This window comes from Planktothrix sp. PLAVEN19ND (assembly GCF_057220675.1).
This window is the reverse complement of record NZ_CM170132.1, coordinates 609,050-628,622: the sequence shown is the minus strand read 5'-3', so window position 1 is coordinate 628,622 and position 19,573 is coordinate 609,050. Positions and strand designations below refer to the sequence as shown.

General features: G+C 40.5%; 19 protein-coding genes and 1 pseudogene. 10 read left to right on the top strand and 10 right to left on the bottom strand.

Annotated elements, in window-relative coordinates; translation table 11 throughout:
* Positions 1 to 36: 36 nt before the first annotated feature.
* The 7 genes from petB to AC2D3N_RS02875 all read left to right on the top strand — a co-directional run bounded on the left by petB (position 37) and on the right by AC2D3N_RS02875 (position 5,309).
* On the top strand, positions 37 to 705 hold the full coding sequence (gene petB, locus AC2D3N_RS02905) for a cytochrome b6 (RefSeq protein WP_079679773.1): 669 nt from the start codon (positions 37 to 39) through the stop codon (positions 703 to 705).
* 159 nt (positions 706 to 864) lie between these two features.
* The gene (gene petD, locus AC2D3N_RS02900; protein WP_079679772.1) at positions 865 to 1,344 is read left to right on the top strand and encodes a cytochrome b6-f complex subunit IV; all 480 of its coding nucleotides are present in this window, start codon (positions 865 to 867) and stop codon (positions 1,342 to 1,344) included.
* 153 nt (positions 1,345 to 1,497) lie between these two features.
* Positions 1,498 to 2,685 (top strand): glycosyltransferase, encoded by a 1,188-nt coding sequence (locus tag AC2D3N_RS02895; RefSeq protein WP_484692718.1) that lies wholly within the window; start codon positions 1,498 to 1,500, stop codon positions 2,683 to 2,685.
* A 138-nt stretch (positions 2,686 to 2,823) separates the two neighbouring features.
* Entirely contained in the window at positions 2,824 to 3,204 is a 381-nt protein-coding gene (locus AC2D3N_RS02890) for a hypothetical protein (RefSeq protein ID WP_079679770.1), read from the top strand.
* Positions 3,205 to 3,241: 37 nt separating this feature from the next.
* Complete coding sequence (galE, locus tag AC2D3N_RS02885; protein ID WP_484692717.1) at positions 3,242 to 4,240, top strand: UDP-glucose 4-epimerase GalE; 999 nt, start codon at positions 3,242 to 3,244, stop codon at positions 4,238 to 4,240.
* Positions 4,241 to 4,617: 377 nt separating this feature from the next.
* Positions 4,618 to 4,884, top strand: a complete 267-nt coding sequence (locus AC2D3N_RS02880; RefSeq protein WP_079679768.1) for a hypothetical protein — start codon at positions 4,618 to 4,620, stop codon at positions 4,882 to 4,884.
* Positions 4,881 to 5,309 (top strand): type II toxin-antitoxin system VapC family toxin, encoded by a 429-nt coding sequence (locus tag AC2D3N_RS02875; RefSeq protein ID WP_079679767.1) that lies wholly within the window; start codon positions 4,881 to 4,883, stop codon positions 5,307 to 5,309. The genes AC2D3N_RS02880 and AC2D3N_RS02875 overlap by 4 nt, the downstream gene beginning before the upstream one ends.
* A 177-nt stretch (positions 5,310 to 5,486) precedes the next feature.
* Here the strand turns inward: AC2D3N_RS02875 and AC2D3N_RS02870 are convergent, their stop codons facing one another.
* Positions 5,487 to 6,500, bottom strand: a complete 1,014-nt coding sequence (locus tag AC2D3N_RS02870) for a hypothetical protein (protein WP_484692716.1) — start codon at positions 6,498 to 6,500, stop codon at positions 5,487 to 5,489.
* Between the two features lie 164 nt (positions 6,501 to 6,664).
* On the bottom strand, positions 6,665 to 7,954 hold the full coding sequence (locus AC2D3N_RS02865) for a lipid-A-disaccharide synthase-related protein (RefSeq protein ID WP_484692715.1): 1,290 nt from the start codon (positions 7,952 to 7,954) through the stop codon (positions 6,665 to 6,667).
* Positions 7,955 to 8,118: 164 nt separating this feature from the next.
* Between AC2D3N_RS02865 and AC2D3N_RS02860 the strand changes: the two genes are divergently transcribed.
* Positions 8,119 to 9,159 (top strand): diguanylate cyclase domain-containing protein, encoded by a 1,041-nt coding sequence (locus AC2D3N_RS02860; protein ID WP_484692714.1) that lies wholly within the window; start codon positions 8,119 to 8,121, stop codon positions 9,157 to 9,159.
* Between the two features lie 18 nt (positions 9,160 to 9,177).
* Here AC2D3N_RS02860 and AC2D3N_RS02855 read toward each other — a convergent pair whose 3' ends face one another.
* The 6 genes from AC2D3N_RS02855 to AC2D3N_RS02830 form a co-directional block, all read right to left on the bottom strand.
* Positions 9,178 to 9,369, bottom strand: a complete 192-nt coding sequence (locus AC2D3N_RS02855; protein WP_079679762.1) for a hypothetical protein — start codon at positions 9,367 to 9,369, stop codon at positions 9,178 to 9,180.
* A gap of 463 nt (positions 9,370 to 9,832) precedes the next feature.
* Positions 9,833 to 10,174, bottom strand: coding sequence for a hypothetical protein (locus AC2D3N_RS02850; RefSeq protein WP_026788612.1), 342 nt, complete (start codon positions 10,172 to 10,174; stop codon positions 9,833 to 9,835).
* Positions 10,175 to 10,378: 204 nt separating this feature from the next.
* Positions 10,379 to 10,966: a molybdenum cofactor guanylyltransferase gene (locus tag AC2D3N_RS02845; protein ID WP_079679761.1), complete on the bottom strand. Its 588-nt coding sequence runs from the start codon at positions 10,964 to 10,966 to the stop codon at positions 10,379 to 10,381.
* The gene (locus AC2D3N_RS02840) at positions 10,963 to 12,066 is read right to left on the bottom strand and encodes an anthranilate phosphoribosyltransferase family protein (RefSeq protein ID WP_484692713.1); all 1,104 of its coding nucleotides are present in this window, start codon (positions 12,064 to 12,066) and stop codon (positions 10,963 to 10,965) included. Before AC2D3N_RS02840 ends, AC2D3N_RS02845 begins: the two co-directional genes overlap by 4 nt.
* 51 nt (positions 12,067 to 12,117) lie before the next feature.
* Entirely contained in the window at positions 12,118 to 13,110 is a 993-nt protein-coding gene (locus AC2D3N_RS02835; RefSeq protein ID WP_484692712.1) for a LysR family transcriptional regulator, read from the bottom strand.
* 177 nt (positions 13,111 to 13,287) lie between these two features.
* On the bottom strand, positions 13,288 to 14,571 hold the full coding sequence (locus AC2D3N_RS02830) for a HEAT repeat domain-containing protein (protein WP_159451547.1): 1,284 nt from the start codon (positions 14,569 to 14,571) through the stop codon (positions 13,288 to 13,290).
* 137 nt (positions 14,572 to 14,708) lie between these two features.
* On the opposite strand from AC2D3N_RS02830, the gene AC2D3N_RS02825 reads away from it, so the two are divergent.
* Positions 14,709 to 15,155, top strand: a complete 447-nt coding sequence (locus tag AC2D3N_RS02825) for an SRPBCC family protein (RefSeq protein WP_484692711.1) — start codon at positions 14,709 to 14,711, stop codon at positions 15,153 to 15,155.
* A 134-nt stretch (positions 15,156 to 15,289) separates the two neighbouring features.
* Here the strand turns inward: AC2D3N_RS02825 and AC2D3N_RS02820 are convergent, their stop codons facing one another.
* Together AC2D3N_RS02820 and AC2D3N_RS02815 are read right to left on the bottom strand one after the other, a co-directional pair.
* Positions 15,290 to 16,375 carry an S-layer homology domain-containing protein gene (locus AC2D3N_RS02820; RefSeq protein ID WP_484692710.1) on the bottom strand — a complete coding sequence of 362 codons (1,086 nt, stop codon included), beginning with the start codon at positions 16,373 to 16,375 and terminating at the stop codon, positions 15,290 to 15,292.
* 132 nt (positions 16,376 to 16,507) lie between these two features.
* Positions 16,508 to 19,045: a glycogen/starch/alpha-glucan phosphorylase gene (locus AC2D3N_RS02815; RefSeq protein ID WP_484692709.1), complete on the bottom strand. Its 2,538-nt coding sequence runs from the start codon at positions 19,043 to 19,045 to the stop codon at positions 16,508 to 16,510.
* 286 nt (positions 19,046 to 19,331) lie between these two features.
* Between AC2D3N_RS02815 and AC2D3N_RS02810 the strand changes: the two are divergent.
* Positions 19,332 to 19,565, top strand: a pseudogene (locus AC2D3N_RS02810) (zinc ribbon domain-containing protein); the annotation flags it as partial.
* Positions 19,566 to 19,573: the final 8 nt, after the last annotated feature.

Sequence of the window (19,573 nt, the reverse complement as noted above, 5' to 3'; positions counted from 1 at the left end):
AATAGGCAGCCATTTATTTTTAGGAATTCTAGCTTCATGTTTTCTAAGGGAATCAAAGAATCTCAGACTTTCAAGTGGTTTGATGAACGGCTGGATATCCAAGCACTGGATGATGACATTTCGAGTAAGTATGTACCCCCTCATGTCAACATCTTTTATTGCTTGGGTGGAGTTACTTTAGTTTGCTTTTTAATCCAGTTTGCCACTGGATTTGCGATGACGTTTTATTACAGACCGACCGTCACAGAAGCCTTCACTTCCGTTCAATACATTATGACGGATGTGAGCTTTGGTTGGTTAATTCGCTCCATCCATCGCTGGTCTGCCAGCATGATGGTGTTAATGATGATCCTGCACGTTTTCCGCGTTTATCTCACCGGCGGTTTCAAAAAGCCCCGGGAATTAACCTGGATCACGGGTGTGATTTTAGGCGTAATCACAGTTTCCTTTGGGGTAACTGGTTATTCTCTGCCTTGGGATCAGGTTGGTTACTGGGCGGTGAAAATTGTATCTGGGGTTCCTGAAGCGATTCCCGTTGTCGGTTCAACTATTGTGGAACTGATGCGGGGTGGTACAGCCGTGGGTCAAGGTACTCTTAGCCGTTTCTACAGCTTACATACCTTTGTCCTACCTTGGCTGATTGCCGTCTTTATGTTAGCCCACTTCTTGATGATTCGGAAGCAAGGGATTTCTGGCCCCCTCTAAATTCCAGGGACGGGCTAGGGTTGGGTTTATCGCTACTCCTGCATCGGTGATCATTTCGAGAAAGTTAACTTTTCTCTAACGGTTTGGGAGTAGCTTTTGTTAAACTCAAAAGACTAGCAATCATCGGTTAAATTTTCCCAGAAGGAGCGTATTTTAATTATGTCCATCTTAAAAAAGCCGGATCTCAGTGATCCAGTTCTGCGCGCTAAACTGGCTCAAGGCATGGGTCACAACTATTATGGTGAACCCGCTTGGCCAAATGATTTGTTATATACGTTCCCTGTTGTAATTTTAGGAACTTTCGGTTTAGTGGTAGCATTATCGGTTCTTGACCCCGCCATGATGGGAGAACCCTCTAATCCTTTTGCCACCCCGTTAGAAATTTTACCCGAATGGTATCTCTGGCCAACCTTCCAAATTTTGCGGGTCGTTCCCAATAAATTGTTAGGAATTATGTTGATGTCTTCGATTCCTTTGGGCTTAATTGCGGTTCCTTTAATTGAGAACGTTAACAAGTTCCAAAACCCCTTCCGTCGTCCTGTGGCAACGGCTGTTTTCTTATTTGGAACTTTAGTAACCCTGTGGTTAGGAATTGGGGCCGCCCTTCCCATTGATAAGTCTTTAACTTTGGGATTTTAGACGACATCCTCCTAAAATTTTTGATGATATGATACCTGTGGATTCACCGGGATAGCGTGTTAGGCTAGGTCTGGGAGCATCACAGGTATCCTTTTTTATGGGAACAATTGGAAAAGGCGGAATACAAAACAATATTATTCTTGAAACCCAGATATGTTATTAAAAAAATACCCAAACTTAGATCAAAATCGATTAATTTGGTGCTTTTTAGCTGTTTTTTCTTGTGAAGGTGGGATTCAATCCTATGTTAAAGATATTTTAGACGCTTCCCAAACGATTAAACCTATTTCTCCCTCCTCAAACCTTAATATTAATCCCCAGAATCAGGTTTTAATTTTACGCGATGATCCCGGATGTCCTAACCCTTTGGAAACTTTATCCAGTTCGTTTCAATTTGGGTATTTTAAATCTCAAAATCCTCTCTGGGGACGAATTAAATTAGCGATCGCTTTACTCACCTATGCCTTCCAATACCGACCACGACGGGTGCTGTGTGGTCATATTAATTTAGCCCATTTAGTGCAAACTATTTGTCAACCCTTGGGCATTCCTTACACCGTATTAACCTATGGTAAAGAAGTCTGGGAACCTCTACCCAAAAAATATCAAAAAGCTCTACAAAATGCTGATCAAATTTGGACAATTAGCCGCTATAGTCGCGATCAAGCCTGTGCTGCGAATCAGTTAAATCCGAATCAGTTTCAAATGTTACCCTGTATGGTGGATGGGGAAAAATTTACCCCTGGCCCTAAACCCCAGGACTTAATCCAGCGCTATCATTTACAGGATGCCCGGGTATTGATGACCGTGGCCCGTTTATGGAAAGGTGATCCCTATAAGGGAGTGGATGTTACCATTCGCGCCCTCTCCCAAATTGCCCTAGTCTTTCCCGATGTTAAATATTTAGTCATTGGTCGGGGGGATGATCAACCCAGATTACAACAGTTGGCGCAGGATTTGGGGATGAGTGATCGGGTCGTTTTTGCCGGATTTATTCCTACCGAGGAATTAGTCGATCATTATCGGGTGTGTGATGGTTATGTTATGCCCTCTCAAGAAGGGTTTGGGATTGTTTATTTAGAGGCGATGGCCTGTGAGAAACCCGTTATTGCTGGGGATAACGATGGGTCAGCCGATCCCTTACAGGATGGAAAATTGGGTTGGCAAGTGCCTCACCGCGATGTAGAAGCCGTGGCAGAGGCTTGTATTCAACTGCTTCGGGGTGAGGATCAACGCTGCAATGGGCCTTGGTTACGCGAGCAATGTTTGGCCTATTTCGGAAAACCCGCCTTTGAGAGCCGAGTCCAAGAGTTGCTGGATCAAAACCAGGGGCAAGCTTGATTGAACCACAAAGACACAAAGAAGTTGTGAATACTAACCTGCTGGTTGCTATAATATCATAGAAATTAAAATATCAAAGTTCAAATTTTTAAGGGTTCCATCAGATTAAATCTGGCTTGAATAATTAAGGAGATAGCTGTGAACCAAGAGCGGTTCAAAACTCTACAAATCAGACTTTCCGGTTTGACTAACTGGCTGGTTACATTAGCTGTAATTGGCATTTTAATCTCTATTGGTTTGGGTTGGTTAGTCAAGGGGGTTCTGATTTTAATTGCGGTAATTGCGATTACTCCGATTTTGGTGATTTTGGGTGTCCAGTGGTGGTTGAAACGCAATCTAATTCAAGATCAATGTCCGGTTTGTAGCCATGAATTTCCGGCTTTTAATACCACTCAATTTCAATGTCCCAACTGTGGAGAACCGTTAAAAATTGAACAGGGGCGTTTTAGTCGGTTGACTCCTCCAGGGACTATTGATGTGCAAGCGGTTGATGTTTCAGTTCAACGGTTAGAAGATTAATTTAAATTCATTCAATAAAACAAAGGAGCATACATTTATGTCTGAAGATAAAACCACTATTTTAGTTACCGGAGGAGCGGGTTATATTGGTTCCCATGCTGTCCTAGCACTACAGCGTTCGGGTTATGAAGTTATTATTCTCGATAATTTAGTTTATGGACATCAAGACTTAGTAGAAACGGTATTAAAAACCGAATTAATTATTGGGGATACGAATGATCGTCCGTTGCTCGATCAGTTATTTTCCAGTCGTAAAATTGATGCCGTGATGCACTTTTCTGCCTATGCTTATGTGGGGGAATCTGTTAGTCATCCTGATAAATATTATCGCAATAATGTGGTCGGAACTTTAACGCTTTTAGAAGCGATGCAAGAGGCGGGAATTAATAAGTTTGTGTTTTCCTCAACCTGTGCCACCTATGGGGTTCCTGATAGTGTTCCCATTCCTGAAGATCATCCCCAAAATCCAATTAATCCCTATGGGGCGACTAAATTAATGGTAGAAAGAATTTTATCGGATTTTGATATCGCTTATGATTTTAAATCGGTACGTTTCCGTTATTTTAACGCCGCCGGAGCCGACCCAGATGGGTTATTAGGAGAAGATCATAATCCCGAAACCCATTTGATTCCCTTAACGTTATTAGCCGCCTTAGGCAAACGAGATTCGATTTCGATTTTTGGAACCGATTATCCCACACCCGATGGCACTTGTATTCGAGATTATATTCATGTTACCGATTTAGCAACCGCTCATATTTTAGGGTTAGAATATTTATTGAATGGCGGAAAAACAGATGTTTTTAATTTAGGAAATGGCAAAGGATTTTCCGTGAAAGAGGTGATAGAAACCGCTAGGGAAGTTACGGGAAAAGAGATTAAAGTGATAGAATGCGATCGCCGCCCTGGAGATCCACCAAGTTTAGTTGGAAGTGGAGAAAAAGCCCGAACCATATTAGGTTGGAATCCTGAATATCCCGATATTGAAAATATTATCACCCACGCTTGGAATTGGCATCAAAAACGACACACCTAACCCCGTAGTAAGCCCTTCAGGGCTTTCTTTCTAATACTACGATCACAAACCCTGTTTCTAACAAAATATGTCTATCTTTAATAAAAACTATCTCAAAAACTCGGTTTCTCAATGGGATGACTAGGACTAAGCCCTGAAGGGCTTACTACAATTGTTGTTAAACCAATACATCCGTGAAGAACGCCGTGATGAGATATATGATAACTTCAAGTTAGCGCAGGTAGAACAGCAAAAAGGTGAACTGAAGTTTTCCTCTAATATTAACGAACTCAGACAATTAATAGAGGAATAATCGTGGAAGTTAGTTTTAGTTCAGCTTTTAAACGTGCCTTTAAAAAGCGGATTAAAGGTAATACAGATTTAGAGGAGGCTTAACCATGCTCACACTTAACCTTGATGACGAAGCTGAAAAATATCTGATTGAGATATTATCTCAGGAAAAAACTACTAGCCAAGAATTAGTGAAAAAACTCTTGCGTAACCATTTGACTAATTTAAAGCCATCTCAAACTATTTTGGAAAGAATGGGAGGTTATCCCGAATATTTATTAGAAGGCACAAAGGATTTATCAGATAGAGAGACTCGCAAACAAATCCTGGGAGAAAATATCAAAAAAAGACATGAAGAACGCCAAAAATTATGACTAATTATTATCCTTTAATTCTAATTGATAGTGGAATTATGGTCGCCTTTTATAATCGCCAAGACCGCTACCATCAACAAGTTGTTCAATTCTTTAGCACTTCGACCAGCCAGTTAATTACAACGGTTAGTTGTATCACAGAGGTTATGTGGTTACTTGCACCCAATATTCAAGTACAAAATGAATTTTTATCGGCAGTGGAAAAAGGAGTTTTTCTAGCTGAACATTTAATCTGTGAAGATTATAAACGCATGGCAGAACTAAACTTAAATTATCAAGATTTACCAGGAGATTTTAGCGATTTATCATTGGTGGCAATTTCTGAGCGTTTAAATATTCCCGCGATCGCCACATTAGATAAAGATTTTGATATTTACCGTCGTTATCGCAATCAACCTTTTATTCGTGTTTTTTATCCTCAATAACTCATTCACGTTTCTAAAATAGTCCGTTGCAGCCAAGTCATAATAGTTTGAATCAGGTGCGGCTCTTGGGGTTTCGCTTCTTCGTAGAAAATGTATCCCCAGAACAGAAACCGGGTTTCTTAATTGAATCTTGGGTAAGCTGCTAAAACTGTCTCAGAAACCCGGTTTCTTATCTTTCTAATCTCTTAAAATCATATTAATTTGTTTCTGAACTTGATCTAATTTTCGACGTTGTTGCTCAATCCAATCTTTTTCCGATTCCTGTTGTTCGCTGGTTTCTTGTTCATATCGGTTTTGTTTTTCTAAAAAATCATTGTAAAAATTAATAATTTCTGTTGTAGTTGATAATGCAAAATCAAAGAATTCAGAAAATCTATCTTGAACATTGTCTTCTAGGATTTTATTAACATTAAGAACCAAATCATCCCAGGTTTCTCTTTTGATTAGAGAAAAAATGTTGTTTGAGTTGTTTAAGAATGAGTCCCAAGTTGGTTTTATCCACTCTTGCATAAGATTACTACTTTGACCTTTTATGTTAATTAAATAGTTTTTTTCATAAAAATATAAACTAGGATTAATTGAAAGATTTACTCGCTTTTTTAAAGCAAGTAAATTAATTATATTTTGAATATAATCAAATCTTAAATTAGATATAATTTCAATTAAAAGATCTAAATTAGTATTGATTAGGCTGATTATCTCATTATTGATAACTTTTATTGCCTTATCTAACCCTTGAATCATACCATCTTTATCGGAATAACCCAAGTCTTTCTTATATGTTCCGGTTTTACTATCTTTAAACCACGTTTCTTTAAGCTGTTCACATTGATTTAACCATAAATTTTTAATTTCTGGAATCACTTCTGTTTCACATTTCTTCTGTAACTCACGAATTCTAAAATCAATCGCTGCTAGTTTTCCTATTTCTTCCCAGAGTTCAGACTTGGGGACAGTCATAATTCTAGCTTTACTATTCCAGACATCCTCAGCATGATCTAAATCTTTATAACTAATTTCCATTAACTCTTTTAATCTAACTGCGGACTGTCTTAACTCCTGATTACAGGATTGAATCGACTGATTTAACTCCGTAGCGGATTGTTTTAACTCGCAAGATTCACTTTGATTGTTCAGTACAGAAACCGTTGAATAAGTAATAGACTGGAAGATATTTAAAAATTCATTCATTATCATTATTTTCAAGTTAAATCTTCAAATGCCTAGAGTCTCCTTGAAAATCGGACTGATAAATATTTAGCAAAATCGTAGTAAGCCCTTCAGGGCTAACTCATCAATCCTAATTATGAGGGATAAATTTACCAGCAAATATGGATTAAGCCCTGAAGGGCTTACTACGATAGATATTGGGCAATGCGACGACTCGCACCTGGTTGTCCGAGGCGACGTTTTCCGTTTTCTGCTATTAACTTTAATTGATCGGAGTTAAGCAGAAGCGATCGCAATATTTCAGGAATTTCTGTAGGATTTTCTACTATAATTAATGATCGACCTAATAAACGCTGTTGATTATTAGCAAAGGTGGGGGTAAATTGCGGCCCCTCGCCCGGAATTGCGATCGCTGGTTTCCCTAAACCGACAAATTGTTCTGTAGCAGTTCCAGCCATGGCGATCGCAATATTCCCTAAAGCTAAACAATCATTAAATGCTTGATTTGTCAAGATTAATATAGCATTTTTTTGAGAAAAAATTAATTCTCCATGACCCCAAGGAAAGTTAAGATTAGGTAATCTTAAATCTGGGGTTTCTTGCCATTGGTGAAGCAAGAGAGATTGACAAAAGGGTTGCAGGTCTAAACTGGAGGCGATCGCACCTAAAAATACCAATTGTTGATAGCTAGGAAGGGAATTTTCTGTTGATCGGATCGAGCTTTGAATAATTGCATCTACTCCTTGTAAAATTATATCCCAATTTCGATTAACTTCGGGAGAACGAGAACCAGGTAATATTGTAATGAATAGCGATCGCTGTGTTTCAATCTGGAGTTGATCAATAGTATTATTATAAATATGAGGTTCTAAATTATCCATCATGGGATTTCCTAAATCAATCGCCGTAATTCCATATTTTTGTAAGGTTTGAGTTGTTATACTATCCCTAGGAAATACCCCTAAACACCGAGAATGATTCATTAACCAACGTTCCCAAGGAAAATAAATTGAATCACAATATTTATACCATCGCCACATTCCAGTTAGGGGTAATTTTTCCTGTTCATCCCGGAGATAATAGTCGGATTTTGCGGTTCCAATAAAAGCATAATTTCCCCCACTTAACCAAGCTAAAAATAAAGGAACAATATCCCCAACGGCGAGAATTATTCCCCCTTGTTTTACCCACTGGCGAATAGTTTGATATTGCTGAATAATTAAGGGAAATAACCCCGCTTGTAGATCCCGCCAGAGTTGGTGTTTATCCATATAAATAAATCCCCCAGAGGGTAGGGATTTTACTGATCCCATAATGGGAACGTTGTCTAGTTGAGTGTAAGCTTGTCCTAGTCCCACTAAGGGTAAAGCGGCAATTTCTGGGGGATGGGGCTGTTTTTGGAGTTCTCGTAAAATCCTAACGGCGATCGCATCCTCCCCATGACCATTACTCACCGATAGAATTTTGACAGTCATGGTCTAACTTCCTCAATAGGTTGTAATATTTTATCAGTTATCAGTTAAATCAATAAAGTCAAGGTTTCTACTGATAAAAAAACTGTGATTTATTCTTGACTGATTATGCGGATACTTGATGAAGCAATTCTGTTTTTGAACCTTATTTAATCCGATTAAATTATATGATTTTACCTACCCAAAAAATTCCCCCATTGGATTGTTTAATTATTGATTATGATGATCAGAATGTACAAATTTTATCGCAAATTTTGGGTGAGCAAGGGTATCAAATCAGAAGATCTTTAAATGCAAATGTGGCTTTAGAATATTTACAGACTAAGATTCCTGATATTATTTTTTGGGATTTTTCAGAACTTGAAGATCAAAGATTAAATCTTAACTATTTTTCTCAATATTGTGAAAATAATCAACAAAATGTTGCTATTTTTTTATTGATTTCATATTCTGATCATAGCTATTCCATTCCCTTAGACTATGACGGCTATTGTGACTACATCAGAAAACCGTTTCATCCTCCAGAAATTATTCTGAGAATCCAGAATAGCCAGCATTATCGTCAAAGTCAGAAAATTTTAAGCGAATCTTTACTTCAACTGGAACAGGAAATATCCGCCCGTCATAGCGCCGAAAGTCAACTGGAGCAAATCAGTCAACAGTTACAAACGACAACGCAGCAACTCAAGCATTTGAGTCGCCTTGACCCCCTAACTCAATTAGTCCATCGTCCCTACTTTGATGAATATTTATTAAGAGAATGGCAACGTTTAGCCCGGGAAAGAATACATTTATCCTTGATTATTGGAGATATTGATCGGTTTAGGGACTATAACGACTTTTATGGATTTGATCAAGGAGATATCTGTTTACAAACCATCGCCCAAACCATGGCCGCCTGTATTAAACGTCCGGCGGATTTAGTGGGGCGTTATAGTGGGGAAAAATTTGCAATTTTGCTTCCCCATACAGCCCGGGGTGGGGCGATCGAAGTAGCCAAACTGATCCGAGCTAAGATTCAACAACTGGAAATCCCTAACCCCAAATCGGAGATCAGTCCCCACCTGACTCTAAGTTTAGGGGTAGCCACAGCGATTCCCACACCGGAGTTGCCCCCCTATCCGTTGATCGCCATTGCCGAAGAAGCACTACAGGAGGCCAAACAGCAAGGGGGTGATCGGATTGGGGTGGGAGTCCGTTGGCGTTAGAAACAGCTTCAATAGGAATTAAGATTTTTTAGTATCGATTTGTTCTGTGTCTCCATCCTCATTTTTCCCTGTGTAACTCAGTGTTGTCCAATGATCGAGGGTGGTTTGATTTACCTGGGATTTGGACGGGACTGCATGGGCAGAAGGTACGGAAAACACGGTAAAACTTGTAGACGCAACAAGTCCTAATAAAACAATAATATTTTTCATGAGATGACCCCTGATGGCTATTAAAATCGATGCCCTGATTGAACAGAATAGGAACATAACAAGGTGGTGACAACCCGATCACACCCTGGAGAATTGCACGAGGGATATGGGAAGCGGCTCCGGTCGATGCACATAAGAATTAGCCGCTTCTGGATTTGACACTCCGAGTAAATAGGCTATGCGCCCCTTCACCAAGATTTTTAAAAGTCCAAATACGGACTCTTAAAGGCTTAGTCAATGAGCCTGTACAAACTTCACTAAGGTTTACACCCTATGTTGTCGATGCTCTTGTGTTTTATCTTCGCTCTATTTTGAGGATTTGGGGAGCGGGGAGTCACCCATCAGGGGGGGTATTGTAAAACTTCAACTTCTAGTTAAATTAAAGACTGTGTAACATCTGACCGAAAAGAACTCAAGAGCGATGTACCAGCAGACGCGACCAGCAGCATCACTCTTTTTTTAATTAGTTTTCCAGTAGGGATTCAAAAGTATTGCGGAGGAATTTGATATCGGCAACTCTAGCCACTAATAGATTTTGCTGTCCAGCGTCCTCTAGGCGCGTTTTCCAATATTGGATGCTGTCGGCGTTATTCATCCAGAAGTGAATTACCGTATCGACCACTTGATCGACATTCCAACCCCGTTGAGGAGAAACCGTTTGCACAGACTCAATAAAAGTATCGAGGGTACACTTATGATTTCCCAAGTATTCAACCCCTGGGGCGGGTTGTTGGTTTAATTCCTGTTGTTCATAAAAAAAGGCAAGAATGGGAGAAACACCCACTAGATCAAAGGTGTATACCATCGGTTCCTCCTGTCCATTTTTAAGTATTTGTTGGTTATAGCAGGTAAATTGGCTGAAGAAAGTAAATTTACTTACAACTTACCCAGATTTTTGGGATTTTGGATCGGATTTTGCAAAAATTCACAAGTAGGGAAAACCCCACCTCAAACATCAAAAAAAGATTTAATTTTGATAACAATATTTAATTAATAATTTAATTATTTTTTAAGGTTTTAAGTCGTCGGGTCTATTGCAATTTAATAACATTTCTGATTCTGCTTCCGATAGCTCAATGGCTTCTACAGGAATTTGACTTAACCAGCGTTGAAATGATCGGCCCCCGGGAGCCATAAACCCTTGTAAATGGTCATAGGCGGAACGGCGATAAAACCCACATAAAGGTTCCCAACGGGACTGGGTTTGAGGAACAACGGCTAAAATTGTATCGGGGAGAAGGGTTAAACGGGTTTGCCACTGTTGAATAATAGCGGGTTCTAATCGAGGCAAATCACAGGCTAATAACCAAATCCAATCAAAGGGAATTTGTGATAATCCTTGGGATAGGGCGATTAACGGCCCTTGGTTCGGTTCCGTCTCTAATATAACTTCGTAATCCTCGGTTAATAGAGTTTCATACCGTTTGGGCCAAGGGGTAGCAATATATACTTTTTGGCTACAGACCGCCGCCACTTGATAAACTCGCTGAAGCAGGGGTTTTCCTTCATAAAGAACAAAAGCCTTATCCTCACCCATGCGAGAACTTTGTCCCCCAGCTAGAATTAAAGCCGCAATTGATAGATCTTTGTCCATCATTTCAAATCCCCATGCAAAAAATAATGTTGAAGCTCCCGTAATTTAGCCTGAACTTTCCCCTGGGTTAGTAGAGATTCAGCCATTGATAATCCCGATTCTAAATTTTGACACACCCCAGAACGCCAGAGATAAAAACCCCCATTCCAGAGGGCGGCTTTCATAAATTCACTACTTTGACCCGTTAAAACCGTTTGAATTTGTTCAATTAAAATCGGAGTGGAGGACAGAGGAACTTCCCGACCTTCAAACCCGTAATCCCGGGGATGTAATAATAATCGTTCAAAACAAATATCATCGAGTTGTGCTGGTATTTTTGTCGGGTTTTTCAAGGCTTGAGTATGTTGACTAGGTTGACGTAGCCCAATAATACAAGTGCGATCGCGGGGTAAATCACAACTGCCTTCTAAACCCTTAACCGTTATAAATTCCCTCACCCCACGCCAACGAAACGCTTCCCTAAACATAGTTTCTGTCGGGGGATGCACATACCCACAGACCACCGTTGCTGGCCCTAGATAGGGTTTCCAGATCAATTCCATTGTCGCTAGAGGTGGACGTTTCCCAATTTCCCGACGATAGGTAACTAACTTTTCGGCGGCCAAAAAATGTTGGGGAAGATAAACAAACCCCAAACCCAATTCGGCAAATACCTTTTGTACTTGTGCTAGGGATAATTTAGACCAGTCCAACCCCAACCCCTGCCAAATTTCAATTAAAGGAATTCCCTCCTTTGTGGGCATTCGCTGACCCCCGTGTAAAATTACCCGCACCCCGGCGGTGACTAAAATTAAGGCCGTTAAGGGGGCCATGGGAGCCGTGCGAGACCGACCATCGTAGGGACACCCTAATATAAAGGGCGCGGAAGCAACAGACTGAAGTTGAGGGCCGATTTCTTCATAGGCATCTAACATTCCAGCCAATTCTTCCCCCGTCGGGCGTCGGATGCGATGGGCAATCAAAAATGCACCAATTTGAGCCGGAGTTGCTTCCTCTAATAGCATTAATTTCATAGCTTCGGCTGCTTGAGAACGGGTTAATGCTTCACTGGTATGGGTACCACTGCCCACTTGACGAAGTAAGTCCCTAAATCGATCACTCATGTTTATAAGTTTTAAATGTAAGATTATCCACTATAGCAATCAACGCTAAGGTTATTTCAACAAAGTAATTTGAGGATTTACAGAACTAATTGATCCATTTCTTTGATGGGGAATACAGTCATGAACTAATTGCCAAAAATAGGCGATCGGAGGAATTTGCATTCGATCGGGTGTGGTTACAATTACCACTTCACGAGTCCAATTTGTATCTACATCCTCAGCAATTAAATCAGAAGAAGCCGAAGGTTTGGAAGAGGAAGCTAATTCTCTAACCGCCAAAGTCGGATCGGTTTTAGCTTCTAACAGGGCGGAATAGGGTAATAATGCAATTAGTTCTCCTTGACGAATGACACCGCGAAACCCATCTAATGTATTTAACTCTAAAACGGCATTCAGTTTTGCCTCGGCTTTATTAAAGTTTTCTTGAACTAAACGCTGCATTCCATAACCATCTTTAAAAACAACTTGGGGATAACGAATTAATTCATCCCAAGGAACTTGAGCATATTGGGTTAAAGGATGGTTACTTGCCATTAATACTTGAATCGATTCTTGATATAGAATATCAACTAAAAGTTCTCCACTGACGGTAAAAGAACGATTATTCATAATAATGGCAATATCTACTAATCCATCTTTCAGAACTTTTAAAGCTCGATCACTTCCCAGGGAGGTTACTCTTAACTGAACCTCTGGATAAGCATAACAAAACTTCTGTAAAACCGGGGGTAAATAGGAGGAACAAACCGAATGAATCACCGCTACACAAAGCTCCGGTTGTTTGCCCATCAACAAAGATGCGATTTCCTCTTTAGCACTATCCCAGGTTTGGCAAATTTTACGAGCATAGGGCCAAAAACGTTCACCTCCAATTGTTAATTTAACTTGACTTGTGCGGTGAAACAAGGGTAAACCGAGTTCTTCTTCTAGTCCTTGTACCTGTCTACTAATTGTTGATTGAGTTAGACCCGATTTCCGTGCTGCTTGTTGAAAACTTCCGGTCTCAGCAACGGACAGAAAAGATTGCAGTTGCTCTAAACGCATAAATACAGTTATCAGTTATCAGTAAACAGTAAACAGTTATTAGTCATTAGTAAACAGTAAACAGTAGACCGTAAAAAGTTATAGGTAAACATTTATCATTAATCATTTACACTGATAACTGGTAACCGATGACTGATTTTAGGTACGGGCGGGTTCTTTTAGATCTTTGTTAATTACCTAAATCTCGATGAACCCGCCCCTACAAATTTCTGATAAAGCCATGAGAACTGCCTGTTTAATATCAGAACTAATATTTTCTTGCTGGGATAAATTTTGTAAATGTTGATAGGTTTGTTCGGGTTCAATTTGTTTTAAGGCTGAAATACAATGGAATCTTACTGAGGGATTCGGATCAACCAAAAGGTTAATTAAGGGATTGATTGCTTCTATTAACCCTAGTTTTCCCAATCCTAATGCAATCAATTGTTTTATTTTGGGATCGGAAACTGCGGGATGATTACTATTAATCAAATTGATTAAAATTTGAGTAGCTTGTTCCTGCAATTCCCTGGTTTCAATTCGTCCTATACACTGAACAGTTTCTTGAATTAGGGTAATTTCTTCTATTGTTATTGGGTTTAAATTTAGATTGAATTGAGGATCAAAAGTCAAGAAAATTTCCTGTAAATAATCTAAACTTTTAGCGGTTTCGATCCATCCCAAGGAACGAACCCCATCTATTTTTAAGGCAAGGGGAACACTTTGAGATTGCACCTGTTCAAAGATGGCAGTAGCAGCTTCATCGGTTTTTAAACGGGCTAAAGCGAGTTGAGTTTGTTGACAAACTTCTGGTCGAATATCCCATAATAAGGGTTTCAGTTTTTCGACTAAATTGATATTTTCTAATAAATCTAATCTTACTCCTAATCCAATGACGGCTTGTTTTCTCACATCAGCAACTGGATCATTTAAAGCTGCTAATAAAATCGGGATAACTCTAGGATCACGAAAACTCCCTAATGCCTCAATTGCCATTGCTCTAATTTGAGAATTTGGGTCATCAACAACGGTTAATAAGGGAGGAATAGTTTCAGAATGACGAATTTGAGCCAGGGTTTGGGTTGCTAATAATTTGGAATCGGGTTTTTCTAATAATTGAGTTAAAGGTGCGATCGCTGAAATTCCAAAACCTGCTAAGGTAACTGTAGTTATTTCGTGCAGAGATATTTCTGCTTCTGTCGCTTCAATTTTAGCATTTTTAAGTAGATTAATTAAGGGCTCAATAATTAATTCTGATTTAAAATTCCCCAAAATTCGAGCCACAAACCAACGCATTTCTACATCGGCTGTTTCATCTTGTAAAATATTAAGCAGTGGCTCTAGGGCAATGGTGCCTAAATCGGGTAAAATCTTACTAATTTCCCATCTTTGTTGAAAATCTCCCCGTTCTAACTGAGTTAAAACTAAATTCAGTAATGCTTTTGGATCTTGTTGTGAAAAATCAATCTCTGAATTTTCCATAATTTTTTTTAAGAAAGGGAACAGGGAACAGGGAACAGGGAACAGGGTAATACTTCCGGCTGTTTCATATCATTATTAAAATGTTACAATCCATTTATACTTGCTATAGTTATAAATTATCTTAATTTTAGAATGTTATGCAACACTTTAAATATTCTTCGATTATTCATGCCCCTGTAGAAGTAGTTTGGGAGTTTCATACCCGCCCCGATATTTTACAAGTGTTAACTCCTCCTTGGCAACCTGTAGAAATCCTGCGACGGGAAGGGGGATTAGAAATAGGGGCAATTTCTGAATTTCGGATAGGATTAGGGTTAATTTCGGTGCGATGGGTTGCAGTTCATACTGAATATAAACCCTATGAGTTATTTACCGATGAACAACAGGAAGGACTGGTCGAAAGTTGGGTACATCGACATCAATTTGTGGCTGAAAATGGTCATACCCGTCTAACGGATGCGATCGCATTTTCCCTACCCGGTGGAATATTAGCCGAACAAATCTTAGGAAGTTGGGTTAATAGTCGTTTACAAGATATGTTTAATTATCGTCATCAAGTCACAAAAAAGGAATGTGAAACCTGAATCAGTCATCAGTCATCAGTTACCAGTCATCAGTCATCAGTTACCAGTCATCAGTTACCAGTTATCAGTTATTAGTTATTAGTTGATTGACAACCCATAATCCATTACCAATTCGTAATTCGTAATTAGAATTGCTATTTTTTTTCAACAGGTTTGACTAAATAGTCAGAGGAAATTGGTTCTGCTTTTTTTTGATAGACTAACCCTTGGTAAATCATTGAGGTCACTTCCCCATAAGTTGCCGATTGGTTTGGATTCAAAGTATTTTTATCAGGATAATTAACCACTAATCCGGCTTCCGTTGCCGCCGCCACACCTTCAATTGCCCAAGGAGGAATTTGATCCGCATCCTTAAATATTTTTAAGGTTTCTTGGGAATTAGTTGCAGGTTTTAAGCCTAACCCACTGGCTAAAGCTACTAAAACTTGAACCCGAGGAATTGACTGTTGGGGTTGAAATATATCCTTGGGATATCCGGCTAAAAAACCCGATTGATTAGCGGATTTCAGAGCGGATTTAGTTGCCGAGTTTCGGGGAATATCTTTAAATTGAATAGCAGGTTGTTCCGGTTTAGGATTAAACGCCTTTTGTAGTTCGGTGGCAAATTGTTCTCGGGTAATTTTTTCATCGGGTTTAAACTGTTTTTGATCCGATCTAACGGCCCCATTTTGATTAGCAAAATACAGGATAAATGGAGTCGCCCAATGGGATTCGGTCGTTGTTGTGGAAGATGGGACGATGGCAGAAGCTAAAGGGGTTGTACAAATATTTCCTGCTGTGGGTTGAACCGAACAAGCGGTTTTTGTTTTTGTTGAAGTTGTGTTCTGGGACGGAGGAAGAACTGGGATAACTTGGGGTTTAAGGGAGGGCTGAATTGGTTTTTGTGCTGGGATTAAAAAGGCTAATCCCAAAATAGCTGAGGTCGGTTGTTTCACCTGTGGGGTCGGTGAAATGGGGGTTGTTGTTGCTGGGGTGGGAGTTTCGGACGCAGGGGAAACCGCATCGGGAAGTGAATCTTTTGGGATTTCGGCGACGGTGGGATTGGTGGAAGGGATGAGGGTTGTGGGGGAGGTTAAATCGGGATTGAGAACTAATTTTCGGTTGGGTTGAGTTAAAACCCAATATAAAATTGTCCCAATTGTGGCTAGGGCAACAACAATGGCGATGATCTCATCTAGGGGGAGATTAGACCGAGGATTGGGGGGATAGGATTGTGACATGGATTACTGGCAAAATAAAGTGGAAGAATAATAAAGCACCCCTTAATTGGGATTAAAGAGTGCCTTTCAAATAGATAAAAAACGAGGGGAATTTAGGGGATAAAATTCACCTGGTTTTAACGGACTCAAAGATTAATTGATAACTCGCAATCCGGCGGCTTCTGGGTTATATCCACCCATTTCTACGGGGACGGATTTAACGTTCCAGATTTCTTTACAATATTCGCCAATGGTGCGATCGCTGGAGAATTTACCCATCCGCAGGGCATTGAGAATCGACATTCTCGTCCATTTTTTGGAATCTTGAAATGCCACACTGACTTCCCGTTGACAATCAATATAGGATTGATAATCGGCGAAAAGCATATATTCATCGTGGTACATCAAGGAATCCACCAAAGGTTTAAACATTTCCTGATCGCCATGGGAGAAATAACCCGATGAAATTCGATCGATCACCGCTTTTAATTCAGCATTGTGATTGTAGTAATCCATGGGTTTATAGCCCTGGGATCTTAATTTATAAACTTCTTCGGCGGTTAATCCAAACAGGAAGAAATTCTCAAACCCGGCTTCTTCACGGATTTCAATATTGGCTCCATCGAGAGTTCCAATGGTTAAGGAACCATTCATGGCAAATTTCATATTTCCGGTTCCAGAGGCTTCTTTTCCAGCCGTAGAAATTTGTTCGGATAAATCCGCCGCTGGATAGATGCGTTGACCCAAAGAAGCGTTAAAGTTCGCCAAGAATACCACTTTCAAACGGCCGCGCACATCGGGATCTTTATTCACCACTTCAGCAACGGCATTAATCAATTTAATGATTAATTTCGCCATGAAATAACCGGGAGCCGCCTTTCCTCCAAAGATAAAAGTCCGGGGACAAATATGGGTATTGGGGTTCTGTTTGATCCGGTTATAGAGGGTAATAATATGCAGGACATCCAGATGTTGGCGTTTGTATTCGTGAATCCGTTTCACCTGAATATCAAAAATAGAATGGGGGTCAACTTCAATCCCATTAAATTTCCAGATATAATCGGCTAACAGTTTCTTGTTGTACAGTTTAATTTGATGCCACTGTTCGCAGAATTCGGGATCATCAACGTAGGCCTCTAATTGACGCAGTTTGTCTAAATCTTTCAGCCAACCGTCCCCAATTTTAGAACTATAAAACTCGGACAAGGTGGGATTACTTAATAAAATCCACCGTCGAGGGGTGACACCATTGGTTTTATTGAAAAACTTCTCGGGCCAGAGTTTATAGAAGTCCCGCAGGGTATCTTGTTTCAATAACTCCGTATGCAGGGCCGCCACACCATTCACCGCATGACTACCGACGCAGGCTAAATGGGCCATCCGCACAAATTTTTCCTGCCCATCTTCAATTAAAGATAATCGTCTGATTAAGTCATCATCATTGGGATACCAACGCTGCACATCATCAATAAAACGGCGGTTAATTTCATAGATGACTTGCAAATGACGGGGTAACAAATACTCAAATAAACCCACAGACCATTTTTCTAGGGCTTCGGGTAAGAGGGTATGGTTGGTGTAGGCAAAGGTTTTTTGGGTGACGCGCCAAGCGGAATCCCAATCGATGCCATATTCATCTAACAATAATCGCATTAATTCCGCGATCGCAATCGCCGGGTGGGTATCATTTAACTGAATGGCGGCGGTTTCATTCAGGTTATAAAGACTGCTGTTGTGTTTGAGATGGCGTTTGATAATATCCCGCAGAGAACAGGCGACAAAGAAATATTGTTGTTCTAGGCGCAATTGTTTCCCTTGGGGGGTATTGTCATTGGGATAGAGGACTTTAGAGATGGTTTCCGATCGCATTTTATCAGCCACCGCCCCATCATAATTTCCGGCGTTGAAGGCGTCAAAGTTAAAGGCATCACTGGCTTCAGCTTTCCACAGTCGCAGGGGGTTGACGGTGTTGGTATCATAGCCGGGAACGGGCGTATCGTAGGGAATCCCGATCACGGTTTTGGAGGGAATCCAGCGAATGCGTTCCCGTCCTTTTTCGTCGTGATAGGTTTCGGTATGGCCCCCAAAGTTGACATCAATCGCCTGGTCAGGGCGAGGAATTTCCCAAGGATTACCAAATCTTAACCATTTATCAGGGATTTCGGCTTGCCAGCCATCCTGCATGATTTGGTGAAAAATCCCAAATTCATAGCGAATTCCGTAGCCCACGGCGGGAATTTCCAAAGTAGCGAGGGAGTCGAGGAAACAGGCGGCCAATCGTCCTAAACCCCCATTTCCTAAGCCGGGATCGGGTTCTTGTTCGAGAAGTTCATCTAAATCTAGTCCCGATTCTTCGACGGCCTGACGGATGCGATCGTACAGGTGCAGGTTAATTAAACTGTTCCCCAGGTGTCGCCCCATCAGGAATTCGGCCGATAGGTAGTAAACGATTTTGACGTTATTGTCATCGTAGGTTTTAAAGGTTTTTAACCAGCGGCTTAACAGGCGATCGCGCAGGGTATAGGCCAAGGCCATATAAAAATCTTCCTTGGAGGCAATGGCTTCATATTTGCCAAGCTCATAGAATAGATTATCGGCAAACGCCCGTTTCAGCGTTGGCACACTGGTTCCAGTCCGATCATCCTCGATTTGGATGGGACATTCATTAATCGGAATTAACGATTCAGTCATTTATTCTCCTTGGGTGGGCATCAATCAATGGTAAAGGATCATCCAGGTAATAGAATACAGACTCGCGCTGAGTTCGTGATGTTGTATTGATGACGGTTTGCTGATATTTTCCCTCTGGATGTTTCTGATGGCGCAAAACTTAACTTTATGTTTACAAGTCGTCGCTCTTAACTTGTCTACAGCTTACAAAAATTTCTTTGATAAACGGGCACTATCTCGCAAGATAGTCAACGAAAACGTAGAGACGTGCCCGAGCGCAGGGATGCCATAGGCTATTGGCACGTCTCTACTTGCTGTAGAAGATCTAGGGGTTAAAAATAGGGTTAGAAACCATAAATTAGCCAAGGCAATTAGTGATTGTGGCTGGGTAATGTTCTGCACGATGTTGAAGTACAAAGCCCAAAAAGAAGGGAAAACCTATCAAGAGATTGATCGATTTTTTCCTGCTTCTAAAACTTGTCATGTCTGTCTAAATCAAGTAGGGGCGAATGGCCATTCGCCCCTACCGCTTGATGTTAGAAGTTAGCC

Bases quoted from the DNA above. Each gene is read 5' to 3' on its own strand.
- AC2D3N_RS02825 (WP_484692711.1), top strand. From the start codon at position 14,709: ATGCAACACTTTAAATATTCTTCGATTATTCATGCCCCTGTAGAAGTA.
- AC2D3N_RS02880 (WP_079679768.1), top strand. From the start codon at position 4,618: ATGCTCACACTTAACCTTGATGACGAAGCTGAAAAATATCTGATTGAG.
- AC2D3N_RS02845 (WP_079679761.1), bottom strand. From the start codon at position 10,966: ATGATGGACAAAGATCTATCAATTGCGGCTTTAATTCTAGCTGGGGGA.
- petB (WP_079679773.1), top strand. From the start codon at position 37: ATGTTTTCTAAGGGAATCAAAGAATCTCAGACTTTCAAGTGGTTTGAT.
- AC2D3N_RS02815 (WP_484692709.1), bottom strand. From the start codon at position 19,045: ATGACTGAATCGTTAATTCCGATTAATGAATGTCCCATCCAAATCGAG.
- AC2D3N_RS02895 (WP_484692718.1), top strand. From the start codon at position 1,498: ATGTTATTAAAAAAATACCCAAACTTAGATCAAAATCGATTAATTTGG.
- AC2D3N_RS02835 (WP_484692712.1), bottom strand. From the start codon at position 13,110: ATGCGTTTAGAGCAACTGCAATCTTTTCTGTCCGTTGCTGAGACCGGA.
- AC2D3N_RS02820 (WP_484692710.1), bottom strand. From the start codon at position 16,375: ATGTCACAATCCTATCCCCCCAATCCTCGGTCTAATCTCCCCCTAGAT.
- AC2D3N_RS02840 (WP_484692713.1), bottom strand. From the start codon at position 12,066: ATGAGTGATCGATTTAGGGACTTACTTCGTCAAGTGGGCAGTGGTACC.
- AC2D3N_RS02870 (WP_484692716.1), bottom strand. From the start codon at position 6,500: ATGAATGAATTTTTAAATATCTTCCAGTCTATTACTTATTCAACGGTT.
- AC2D3N_RS02860 (WP_484692714.1), top strand. From the start codon at position 8,119: ATGATTTTACCTACCCAAAAAATTCCCCCATTGGATTGTTTAATTATT.
- AC2D3N_RS02830 (WP_159451547.1), bottom strand. From the start codon at position 14,571: ATGGAAAATTCAGAGATTGATTTTTCACAACAAGATCCAAAAGCATTA.
- petD (WP_079679772.1), top strand. From the start codon at position 865: ATGTCCATCTTAAAAAAGCCGGATCTCAGTGATCCAGTTCTGCGCGCT.
- galE (WP_484692717.1), top strand. From the start codon at position 3,242: ATGTCTGAAGATAAAACCACTATTTTAGTTACCGGAGGAGCGGGTTAT.
- AC2D3N_RS02875 (WP_079679767.1), top strand. From the start codon at position 4,881: ATGACTAATTATTATCCTTTAATTCTAATTGATAGTGGAATTATGGTC.
- AC2D3N_RS02865 (WP_484692715.1), bottom strand. From the start codon at position 7,954: ATGACTGTCAAAATTCTATCGGTGAGTAATGGTCATGGGGAGGATGCG.
- AC2D3N_RS02855 (WP_079679762.1), bottom strand. From the start codon at position 9,369: ATGAAAAATATTATTGTTTTATTAGGACTTGTTGCGTCTACAAGTTTT.
- AC2D3N_RS02850 (WP_026788612.1), bottom strand. From the start codon at position 10,174: ATGGTATACACCTTTGATCTAGTGGGTGTTTCTCCCATTCTTGCCTTT.